The sequence below is a fragment of the Adhaeribacter radiodurans genome (assembly GCF_014075995.1).
Taxonomy (GTDB): domain Bacteria; phylum Bacteroidota; class Bacteroidia; order Cytophagales; family Hymenobacteraceae; genus Adhaeribacter; species Adhaeribacter radiodurans.
The window spans coordinates 3544245-3556070 of the sequence record NZ_CP055153.1; the positions used below are offsets into that span (position 1 = coordinate 3544245).

The following is an 11826-nucleotide window of genomic DNA, read 5'->3' on the forward strand; positions in this document are numbered from 1 at the left end:
TTTACTAAAGTTATTAAGATATGATTGATGCCATACTATTCATTGAAGAAGCAATCACGGGATACTCTCAGGAAGAACAAGATGTTGTAACACAAGTAAATAAAATTATTCACGAACACTTCTTAAACAACCGGATACAATTACCCATAATACCCCAAGTGGGCATGCGAATTGATTTAAGTCAATTTTACGACAATTTAGATGATAATATAAAAGAATGGATTGACGATGTTAATTCTAATCATAAAATAAAAGATGTAATTATTTGTAAGGATTATGTAGAAGTATGCCTTGTTTAAACCCTTAACATCATATCAATCCTACTCACAAAACTAAGTTACGGTTATACAATAAATTTACGGATTGTAGTTACTTAATAAAAAGGTTCTCTCTATTCCTATATTATACACTGTTAAAACAGAGCAAGAAGTCTTGGAAAAAATATTAATGCTGAAAAAGCAAAATCAGCTTTTAACCATGAAAAAAATAAATCGTGAAACAAGCAGAGATTTATCAGGAGGATATAAGTAAAATTCTTGAAAATAAAATATAGATTAAAATAGATCAGACTATCTTAAATACCTAAAAATTATACCTTTTATAAATTCTAAATTTCTTTCAACCAACTAGCGGCAGTTTCAAGATCATCAAAAACTAATACGCTAACATTAGGTATTTCGTGTTGAAGGGCTTGCCCCAACGAAGCTTGTCCTTTAGGGCAGGAAGATTGCACCCAGGCTATATAAAAGCAGCCCACCCCTAAAAAACGAGGAAACCAGGATTGTAATAACCAATTTATACCATCCTCCCAACTACCCGTCAGGTTGCGATTATCATTTAAAATTTTTTGCACCGGGTACTTTTCCAAAGCCTGAATAATATCTTCGCAGCCCGCTATGCCCGTTTCCGGATTAGCTGAACCCAGCCAATTAATGTAAAGCCACTCATTTTCAGTATCCAGCTCAATGGCGATGAAAGGCTTCTTAACTAAATTTATGGTAGAGACGGTTGTCATATAATATCTAATTAGTTAAGAAACAGGGCATACTAATCAGTCATCTTTTAACTAAGTGTAAAACTAAGTTTTCGAACTCGTGTGGAATAATAATAGGAGTAGTACAAAGATAATAAAGCTTTTTATAAGTCAAATAATTGTTAATAAATTTATATAAATAAATCTTATAAGTTAGGGTATTCTTTCGATAAATTACTCCTTATTACGAGATTAAAGCTAATTTATATAATACTACGAGCCAAATTGGCTAGAAAAATTAAACTTTTCTGGACAAGAGTAACACCTGTACACGCGCTTGTTTCCAATCTAAAGGCGTTCTATTAACCACTGTCCCTAAAACTAATTTTTAAACCAAACAAAATTTGTAAATAATTAGCTAGACAAATTTAATTCTAAATACCGGATGTCGGAATTTCTACAATAAAACATTGACATTAAACTAGTTAATTGACAAAAGTCTAACATATAATATCTTGATCCTTTTGTTTATTTCCTTAATTTAAAGTTTGCTTAACCAGTCTTTCACTATTTACTAAACTTTATCTCCTGAATTAGTAAGCAAAATCCAACTTATAAATACCAGAAAAGTAAGAGCCTTTATGGGAAGAATAATTGATATACTTGGCAGGTTTGGTTTAACTCTACAAATACTGAAAACCGCTCTGGCAGCTTCTTTATCCTGGGTAATAGCCACCAGTCTTCTGCATTCAGAATATCCTTATTTTGCTGCTGTTGCCGCCATTATTACTGTACAAGTTACAGTTGCCGATTCCGTAAACAAAGCTACCCAACGAATTATTGGTATTATGGGTGGGGTATTACTTAGTATGCTCTTAGGCCAATGGTTTCAAGTAAGCGCCTTTTCCATCTTTTTTATTATCTTAATTGGGATGGGTATTGCCAAAGCTTTGCGCATGAACCAGCAAATTATTTCGCAGGTGGCAATCAGTTCCCTTTTAGTGCTAGCTTTTGGCCAAACAAAAGAAGGCTATGCCTACGAAAGAATAATTGAAACTATTATTGGTTCTGTTATCGCGGTAATAATAAATGCTTTGATAGTTCCTCAGAATGCAGTACCAGATGTGGAACGAAGTATATTAACTTTTAGTAAACTGGCAGCCGCTACCCTGGCTAGTTTGACTGCTGTACTGGATACTTCCGGTTCCAAAAGAAAAACGGGCCGCTCAGAAGTTGATATTCTTATTAAAGAAGCCGAAAAGTGCGAAGACACACTTGATTTAGCCAACCAAAGTCTTAAGTACAATCCTTTACTAACGCACCAAAGAGTTCGGCTCAGGCAGCTTACCGAGAACATTGTGCAATTACAAAGAATTACTATTCAGATAAGAGGCATTCGCCGGGGCTTAATAGATTTACAGAGTATTGCGCATTACCAACTGGAGCCAACGTACCTGGAACAATTAATAAAAGCCATGGAAACTACTGCTCAATGCATTGCCGCTTATGGGCAAACGGCTATACACGCTTCCGAAGAAAACGTAAATACCTTACAGGAAGCTATCCATTTGGCTTTAAGCGAACAAGCGCAATCTTTAAATATCTTATCAAAAATAAATTCGTTGGCAACCTTACGGGATTTAGGAAGTATTCTCACCGATTTAGGCCGTATAGTTTCCGAAACGGCTAGTCAGTTTCCAGTTAATGAAAAGGCGGGATTGGTATAAGCTTACATTCACAGGTAAAACCTTACTGGTGTTATATTAAATTTTTAAGCATACTTAGTTTCGTTACATTTATTTAGTTGTATATTTTTTAGTCGTATACCTTAACTATAAATGGCCGGGATCTTTGTGATTTAGTAAATTTAACCTGGGCACCGTACTAGTTTATGTACCAAAGCTGAATTGGAAAAAGCAAAACAAATAACAGGAAATTATTGTTTTAAAGTTTACTTTTAGTTGCATTATATATAGTGTAATTAGCAAGAGTAGACGCTTAATAAGAATAGCTAGGTGCGTTTTTCCCAACTAAAAAAAGCAATTCTCGTTTCTGGTTAAAAGATTTACAAATTTACTTTTCTCGTAATCATTCAAAATTTAAACGAATGCTTCAAGTTGATAAACTCTCTTTAAATATACCGGCCACCACCAAACCACGTGTAGTAGTTATTGGTGGGGGGTTTGGCGGAATAAACTTAATAAAGAAATTGTCAGGAAAGCATTTTCAAGTAGTCCTTTTCGATCGACAAAATTACAATGGTTTTTGGCCTTTGCTTTATCAGGTGGCTACTGCTGGTCTGGAGCCTGATTCTATTGCCGAGCCCATCCGGAAATTGTTCGATGAAGATTTTGAAGATTTTCACTTCCGGTTAGTCCGGGTTACCGGAGTAAACCCCGTTACCAAAACCGTTAATACTTTAATAGGTGAACTGGCCTATGATTATTTAGTGATTGCTACGGGTACAAAAACTAATTTTTTTGGAAACGAACAAATTAAGCAATATTCATTTCCTCTAAAGCAAATTCCGCACGCGCTTGATATCCGTAGCCAATTACTACAGGCATTGGAGCAAGCGAGCATGACCAAAGATGAAACTATTAAACAAAGTTTGCTCAACATTGTCATTGCCGGAGCAGGACCCACGGGAGTAGAACTAGCCGGTTCTTTGGCGGAAATGCGAAAGTATATTTTACCGGGAGATTATCCGGGAATTGATTTTAGTAAAATGAACATTTACCTGGTTGAAGGACTCGACCGTGTACTGCCCCCTATGTCGCCGAAAGCCAGTGAAATGGCTCACCGGTACCTGGCAAAAATGGGCATTATTATTAAAGTAAATACATTAGTAGAATCTTACGATGGAGAGGTAGTAAAATTTAAAAGCGGCGAACAGATTCAGACGCAGACCTTAATCTGGGCAGCCGGCGTAACCGGAGCCTTAATAGAAGGTTTACCCACCGAATCCGTTGAAAGAGGCCGCATTTTGGTGAATGAATATAATCAGATAAAAGGCTACGATACTATTTTTGCGATTGGTGATATTGCCCTGATGAAATTGGAAGACTATCCAAAGGGACATCCTGGGGTAGCGCAGCCCGCCATTCAACAAGGCAAGCATCTGGCCAAAAACCTGCATAGAAACCTGCGTAACGAACCTTTACAACCCTTTAAATATTTTGAAAAAGGTTCTCTTGCCATTATTGGTCGTAACCGGGCCGTAGCAGACCTGCCAGGCAATATACATTTGGGCGGATTTCTAGCCTGGATGGCCTGGCTGTTTGTCCATATCTATTACCTGGTTGGTTTCCGCAACAAACTGGTAGTGGTAAGCAACTGGATGTACCGCTTTTTTACCTACGAAAGAGGTAACCGTTTAATCATCCGGCCATTTGTGCGCAAAGACGATCAGGTAGGCCAGGAATTTGTCAATCGTTACCGGGAAGATTAACTTTAAGATAGGAGGCACAGCTTGCTAGTTTTTAATAGTTTATACTTCTGAAACAAGTTTATATTTACTAAATACCAGAATAGTATTTTAAAAGCATACCAACCCTGTAAGCTTTAAACCTATCAGGTTTTATCCATAGCCCTTATGGTAATTATTATTAGCGATTAAGGTTAATGGTTGTCTATATTATGCTCGGCAAATTGGCGCAATACGTTTATGGCCGATCCTTCTTCTTTTGGTAAGGAGTGTAGGAATTCCGGATCCAGTGAGTTTACAAAGCCCTTTAATTCGGAGAGTTCTTCGGGTGATACTGCTTTAAACCCCATTGACCAATTACCAAATAACCGTTCTTATATAGGGCCATTGGCCAATTTAATCAGGTTTGTATGATGATAATCTTTTACTATTTTCGAGAGCAGTTGGCGCAAAGTTTCTTCCTGTCCTTCAATCAATTGCACGCAATTCTCGCCACTGTATAAAAGCATACCCGTAATATGGTTCCGCTCGTTGTTGTGACGGTACTGAGTGAGCATTTGCTTTAACTCCGTTTCCTGGACATGTATTACTGCCGTGCTTATGTACATAATATGATGCATCGGAATCCCAATAAGTAAGTAGTTTATAACTGTTCGTTATACTAAAAATAAGATTCAGAAAATTTAATATGGTAAACTTTCCGCTAAATTAATTTTACCTTAGGCTTATACCAGCGTATTTTTAAACTTCTCACATAAAAGTTAAGCTTTCTTATTAGAAAAAGTAGGTTTTAGAGGAAAATAAACTTTAAACGTTGAGCCTTCATTTACATTACTTTGTACTTCAATTTTACCTCCTATGTTCTCCACAATTTTCTTTACCATATATAGCCCCATACCCGAACCGTCGACGTGATCGTGCAGCCGGTTAAACATAATAAATAATTTATGCTGTTGCGATAAATCAATTCCTAATCCATTATCCTGGACCGAAAGCACTTGGTATTTCTCCTCTTTTTGGCAGTTCAGGCGGATTATTAATGCTCGCTCCGCGGAGCGGTACTTTATAGCGTTAGAAAGTAAATTATAAATAATGCTACGTAAGTTTTTTTCTGAGGAACATACAGTAGGACAATGGTGAATATCTAGTTCGATTTTGGCCTGAGACTCTTGAATTGTAGCCTTTAAGTCTGATTGTACGTCTGCTAATACAGCGTTAAGGGAAACTAGAATTGGTTCGGAAGAATATTCTTTTTGTAGTTTGCTGACTTCCGTTAAATGAGCAATAGTGCGCTTAAATCGTTGCACCGATTCCAAGATAAAATCGGTAATATCCTGTACCAAACTTAACTTAAACCCGGCGGCAGTTAATTGGCGCAAAAGGGCATGTATTAACCCTTCAATATTTAAGATGGGGGCTTTTAAATCGTGCGACGCAGTGTAAATAAAGTTGTCTAAATCAATGTTGGTTCGGGTAAGTTGCTGATTTGTCAACTGAAGCTCCTGGTTCGCCTGGAACAATTCTTCCGCCAATGCTTTGGCCTGCTTCTCGCTTTTCTTTACCTTTATTTGAGCTTTTACTTCATCAGATACCTCATAGGCAAAAATCAGAATACCATTAACTTGGTTGTACTCATCGCGACGAGCTTGCAGAATAAAGTTAAAGTAGCGTTCTTCCGTTAGATTTTCTGCGAGTCGGGGAATAAGTAGACTGTGTTGTTCATACGTTATTCCGGATTCATACACCTGGCGAACTTTCTGGTATAAAAAATGACTTTCTTTATTTGGGAATGATTCCATAAAGGCTTTGCCTAATTGAAAATAATCTCCTGGGGCTAGTTCCTTATACAGTGGGTTAACCAACTCATACGCCAATTCGGGACCGTTAAGAATACAGATTGCCGCCGGTGCTTCCATAATTAAACGTTCCAGTCGCTGCCTTTGACTTTCAACTTCCGCTTGGGAGCGTTGTAACTCCTTTGTCCGTTCAATAACCCGGCTTTCTAAGTCTTCATTAAGAAGTTGTAAGCTCTGTTGGGTTGCAAATAGATCGGCGTTTGTTAAACGGAGCTGGGCACTAATCTTTTGCCATTCATCAATTACAGCCGACAATTGAAGATTTAGATCCACCATTTGCCGGTTACTTTCTTCTGCCTGTTTTCGGGCCAATACCTGCTCACTTACCTCCACCCCAACGGCAATTACTCCAATAGAGTGTCCCTGCTCATCTAACAAGGGTTGGTAGGTAAAATTACAATACACATCTTCCGGAATGCCCGATTGAGTACGATCTAAGGCTAATAAATATTCCTTTACCTGGTAAGGCTGTCCGGTTCGCAGCACTTTTTCAAAATTTTGCTTCAACCTTTGGTGGCGGGCATCCGATGTGGCGACAAACCGGGATTTACCAATTACTTCTTGGGGCGTGCGGCCCCAAATTCGACACATGGCGGCGTTGGCAAATTCTACAATAAATTGAGGCCCGCGGAAGATGGCAATAGCTACCGGTGCCTGATCCAGCACCCGCTTGAGTTCTGCCCGCTGCTGATTAGCGGCGTTATAAATGGACTGAGCTTTACTCTGGTTCAGAAGTTGTTCTACTTCACTCAAGTCCTGGGTGGCAAAATCGGTTACTTTCACCACCAAACCTTGCTGGCGCCTTTGAGCTTCCAGGTAGTAATAGCAGCTACGTCCGTTTTGCTGATAAAGAAAGTTATAATACCCTGTTTCGCCGGAAAGAAAAGTATCTCGAAAGAAGGTGAAAACGCCAGTTTGGTTGGCTTGCGCAAATAACTGCAACAAGGTTTTACCCGGCTCATCGGGCAATTGTAGCATTTGTTGCACTACCGCGTTGAGCTTTAAACAATCGAAATCAATTATGGTAGACTCTGCATTATATATTGGTTTAATCAAGAGTACTCCCATCGGGAGGGCATCAAAAAAAGTAAATAATAATTCTTCGAGCGGAAAGGTTTCAGCTAGGTTAGGCCAAATCCCTGACGATTGCGCAGAAAAGTCCAAAATTCCAATAAGTATAGGTTAAGTACGAGCAGTGTTAAAGTTAAAATTTCTTAACGAAAACTTTCGTAAAGTGTTGATAATAAATTATAAACCATTAAAAGAAATTCTGAAATTTAGAATATAATGCAGGCAGGTTGATTAGTTCAGTGCACCCGTTTGAAGAAAAACACTTAGCTATTGATTGGGATTCCAATCGAGGGACTCCTAGTTAAGGAAAAGTTTTACAGCAATCTCGCTTTCGTCTTCTTTGGTATTAGCACATAACCTGGAATTTGGCGCTAGCTACTTATAAATAAACAACATATAGGATTAAACTTCTGTGCAAAAAGGAATTTGATTAATACGCATTGCTGCTGCTACTTACCCAAGCCACATCACAACCTAATTTCATCTAAAATTAGTTTTTTGTAAAAAACTCTGGTACTTTATCCGCCATTTAAAGATTGGTTTCTCTACCTGCAGGCCAATTAGATTCCGTTCAGTATTCTGATTACTTTAAAGATTCCTTTATAATAATATGAAACGTCTAGGGTTAGCTTTATTAAGTTGTTTGTTTTTTTCTTTTTTAACCAAGGCTCAAGAAAACAGAGTACGGGAAGTCAGGAAAAATATACCGTTGGATTCTATTGTTTTAAGTGATCCTTTTATTCTGGCAGATTCTAAAACGAACCTGTACTACATGACCGGGACGGGCGGTATGCTCTGGAAGAGCAACGATTTAAAGCTTTGGGATGGACCTTACACCGTAACAAAAACTGACTCTAATTCCTGGATGGGACCCAAACCGATGATATGGGCAGCCGAAATTCACCCGTTTAAAGGCAAGTACTATTATTTTGCCACCTTCACTAACCGCGCTGTTAAAATAGACACCGTTAAAGGCAATGTAATAGAACGCAGGGCCTGCCACGTACTGGTAAGCAATAAGCCCGATGGCCCCTATGTACCCATGCAAGATCCTACTTATTTGCCGGCCAATATGCCAACTCTGGATGGCACACTTTGGGTAGATAAAGACAAAAAACCTTATATGGTTTACTGTTACGAATGGCTCCAAAACTTAAACGGAACTATCGAAAAAATTGAATTGAAACCTGATTTAAGTGGCACCGTTGGTACCGGAAAGGTGATGTTTCGGGCCAGTGATGCTCCCTGGAGCCGGGAAAAAGATGAAAAGGGGAACGACCGTCCTAATAAAGTAACCGATGGCCCCTATTTATTTCAAACGAAAACCGGTCGGTTAGGTATGATATGGACCAGTTGGATTTACGATGTTTACACTCAAGGAGTGGCCTATTCCCAAAGTGGCACCCTAGATGGCCCCTGGATACAGGAAAGTAAACCGATTACCCCGCCTAATTACGGGCACGGCATGTTGTTCCGCAATTTAGAGGGTAAGTTACTAATGTCCCTTCATAGTCATAAAAGTATAAAGGGCCGTTATCGCCGTATTCCTCATTTGTTTGAAGTAGATGTATCGGGCGACAAATTGGTAATGGGCAAGCCTTTTATACCTTAAACGTATAGATGCCCAAAACTTCCTAGAGGTTATTACATACCACAAACCCAAAGAGATAGTAGTATAAAAGTTTGGTGGTAAAACATATAAATTAACCATCCAGATTTACTAAAATGTTTACAATAATTTAGTAAATCTTTTTAACGGAATTATAAACAGCTATATGGTTACAGGGGAGCAATTCTGTTTAAAAAGTAGATGATCGTTTAGTAGAAGTAAAATGCCAGATTCAAGAAGAGAATTTTTAAAAAAAGCGGCCGTTTTAACTATGGGCGCTGGTTTGCTGGGTGCTATACCAGCCTCCATCCAAAAAGCTTTGGCTATTAATGCGTCGCCCGGCAGTACCTACCTGGATGCCGAACACGTTGTTTTTTTGATGCAGGAAAACCGCTCCTTCGATCATGCTTATGGTACACTCCAGGGCGTGCGGGGTTTTAACGACCCAAGGGCCATGGACTTACCGAATAAAAACAAAGTGTGGCTGCAATCCAATGCGGCTGGCCAAACCTTCGCTCCTTTCCGGTTAAACCTGAAAGACACCAAATCTACCTGGATGAGCGCTTTGCCCCATTCCTGGGCCGACCAGGTAGATGCCCGCAACAACGGCAAGTACGATAAATGGCTGGATTTTAAAAATTCGGGCAATAAAGACTATGCCCATTTGCCCTTAACGCTGGGCTACTTTAACCGGGCCGATATTCCTTTTTATTACTCCCTAGCCGATGCCTTTACCGTCTGCGACCAGTATTTCTGTTCGGCCTTAACGGGCACCAGTCCGAACCGGTGTTTTTTCTGGACCGGTACCATCCGCGAAGAGCAGCACGAAAAATCCAAAGCCCACGTCTGGAACGGCGAAATCGACCACAAAGATTTGCGCTGGACTACCTTCCCGGAACGGTTAGAAGATGCGGGCGTTTCCTGGAAAGTTTACCAGAATGAGCTAAGTATTGACACCGGTTTAGAAGGCGAAAAGGATGATTGGTTGGCGAATTTTACCGATAACGATTTAGAATTTTTTGCCCAGTACAACGTGCGACTGCACGCCAAACATCTGGAATATTTACAAAAACGGCCCGTTTCTTTAAAACAAGAAATAGAAGCTTTAGAAAAAGAAAATCAGCAGAACAAATTAAGCGAGGAACAAAAAAAACAACTCGATAAAAAGAGAAAAGATTTAGTCGCCATTCTGCAGGAACAAAAAGAATGGACTCCGGAACGCTATAATAAACTAAGCGACCGGGAGAAAAGCATTCACGCCAAAGCCTTTGTGACTAACCTGCACGACCCGGATTATCACGAACTTACCCGGCTTACTTACAACGACAACGGCACGGAGCGCGAAGTAAACGTGCCCAAAGGCGATGTGTTACATCAATTCCGAAAGGATGTGCAAACCGGCAACTTGCCTACGGTTTCCTGGTTAGTAGCTTCTTCTAATTTCTCCGACCATCCGGGTTCGCCGTGGTACGGGGCCTGGTACGTGTCGGAAGTGCTGGATATTCTTACCCAAAATCCGGAAGTCTGGAAAAAAACCATTTTTGTTTTAAACTACGACGAAAACGACGGCTATTTTGATCACGTTCCCCCGTTCGTGCCGCCGCACCCAGACCGGCCCGAAACTGGTTTAGCTTCTAAAAACCTTGACACCCGGGTAGAGCATGTTACCATGGCCCAGGAAAAAGAAAGAGGCTACTCCGCCGACCGGCTGCGCGAAAGCCCGATTGGTTTAGGCTACCGGGTACCCATGGTAATAGCTTCGCCCTGGAGCCGGGGCGGATGGGTAAATTCGCAGGTATTTGATCATACTTCTTGTCTGCAATTTTTAGAAACTTTTTTAAATAAAAAGACCAGCCAGAAAATAGAAGAAACCAACATTAGTTCGTGGCGGCGTAGCATTTGCGGCGACTTAACTTCGGTGTTCCGACCTTACAACAACGAGAAATTTACCCTACCTACATCGGTTAATAAAAATGCCTTTATTCAAAGCATTCACCAGGCCAAATTCAAAGACCTGCCCGCGGGTTTTAAATTATTAACTCCGCAAGAAGTGGAAAGTATTAATAAAAATACCTCGGAGTTATTACCGCAACAAGAGCAAGGCACCCGCAACTCCTGCGCCTTACCTTACCAGATTTACGCTAACGGCCAACTAAGCGCTGATAAAAGGGCCTTTAAAGTAAGTTTTGCTTCTAACTCGGACATATTTGGCGACAAAACCGCAGGCGTTCCTTTTCAGGTGTATGCTCCGGGTACGTTCCGGCAAACCAACGCCCAGCAACAACTCATAACCGATACTTTGGCCAACTGGGCTTTTGCCGTAAGCGCCGGTGACAAATTGGCCCAAACCTGGCCCCTAGCGGCTTTTGAGAACAACGCCTACCATTTAAGAACGTACGGTCCCAATGGTTTTTTCAGGGAGTTTATGGGCAACGCCCAGGATCCGGCTCTGGAAATACAATTAGAATACGAACGCCACCCGAAGAACAAAAAACAACTAACCGGCAATGCCCAATTAAAAATTAAGAATACCAGTAAAAATCAGGCGTATACCGTGGAGATTATTGACCTTGCGTATAAAGCCAATAATATAAAAAAACAAGTAAAACCTACCGCTTCGGGGCAGGCAGAAGTAACTATAAACCTGGACTTAAAACGCAGTTCTAACTGGTACGATTTCAGTGTAAAAGTAACGGGGCATACTTCTTTTGAACAAAGATTTGCCGGCCGGGTAGAAACGGGCAAGCACGGCTCTACCGATCCGTTTATGGGCCGGGCAGTTGTTTAAATTTACTAAAATCTGCTCTTTATTGCCGTTACCCAGCTAATAATTAAATGAAACAAGTGCACTTAAGTAAAAGGAGTTAGCTTAATTCATACTATTTTCCCA

9 protein-coding genes are annotated in these 11826 nt (G+C 40.2%); 5 read left to right on the forward strand and 4 right to left on the reverse strand.

The genetic code is table 11. The features are described from left to right. Positions 1-20 precede the first annotated feature (20 nt). Complete coding sequence (locus HUW48_RS14350; protein WP_182411607.1) at positions 21-299, forward strand: hypothetical protein; 279 nt, start codon at positions 21-23, stop codon at positions 297-299. Between the two features lie 308 nt (positions 300-607). Here HUW48_RS14350 and HUW48_RS14355 read toward each other — a convergent pair whose 3' ends face one another. After that, positions 608-1015, reverse strand: coding sequence for a hypothetical protein (locus tag HUW48_RS14355; protein WP_182411608.1), 408 nt, complete (start codon positions 1013-1015; stop codon positions 608-610). Positions 1016-1614: 599 nt separating this feature from the next. Between HUW48_RS14355 and HUW48_RS14360 the strand changes: the two genes are divergently transcribed. Beyond that, positions 1615-2700 (forward strand): FUSC family protein, encoded by a 1086-nt coding sequence (locus tag HUW48_RS14360; protein ID WP_182411609.1) that lies wholly within the window; start codon positions 1615-1617, stop codon positions 2698-2700. 380 nt (positions 2701-3080) lie between these two features. Next, the gene (locus HUW48_RS14365; RefSeq protein ID WP_182411610.1) at positions 3081-4424 is read left to right on the forward strand and encodes an NAD(P)/FAD-dependent oxidoreductase; all 1344 of its coding nucleotides are present in this window, start codon (positions 3081-3083) and stop codon (positions 4422-4424) included. 170 nt (positions 4425-4594) lie between these two features. Here HUW48_RS14365 and HUW48_RS14370 read toward each other — a convergent pair whose 3' ends face one another. The 3 genes from HUW48_RS14370 to HUW48_RS14380 all read right to left on the reverse strand — a co-directional run bounded on the left by HUW48_RS14370 (position 4595) and on the right by HUW48_RS14380 (position 7420). Then, the gene (locus HUW48_RS14370; protein WP_182411611.1) at positions 4595-4750 is read right to left on the reverse strand and encodes a hypothetical protein; all 156 of its coding nucleotides are present in this window, start codon (positions 4748-4750) and stop codon (positions 4595-4597) included. A gap of 24 nt (positions 4751-4774) precedes the next feature. Beyond that, on the reverse strand, positions 4775-5008 hold the full coding sequence (locus HUW48_RS14375) for a BLUF domain-containing protein (RefSeq protein WP_182411612.1): 234 nt from the start codon (positions 5006-5008) through the stop codon (positions 4775-4777). A gap of 153 nt (positions 5009-5161) precedes the next feature. Continuing rightward, complete coding sequence (locus HUW48_RS14380; RefSeq protein WP_182411613.1) at positions 5162-7420, reverse strand: PAS domain-containing sensor histidine kinase; 2259 nt, start codon at positions 7418-7420, stop codon at positions 5162-5164. A gap of 517 nt (positions 7421-7937) precedes the next feature. Here HUW48_RS14380 and HUW48_RS14385 point away from each other — a divergent pair. Both HUW48_RS14385 and HUW48_RS14390 read left to right on the forward strand, forming a co-directional pair. Next, positions 7938-8939, forward strand: a complete 1002-nt coding sequence (locus tag HUW48_RS14385) for a glycoside hydrolase family 43 protein (protein ID WP_182411614.1) — start codon at positions 7938-7940, stop codon at positions 8937-8939. Between the two features lie 220 nt (positions 8940-9159). Continuing rightward, positions 9160-11724, forward strand: coding sequence for a phosphocholine-specific phospholipase C (locus HUW48_RS14390; RefSeq protein WP_182411615.1), 2565 nt, complete (start codon positions 9160-9162; stop codon positions 11722-11724). The last annotated feature ends 102 nt before the right edge of the window (positions 11725-11826 follow it).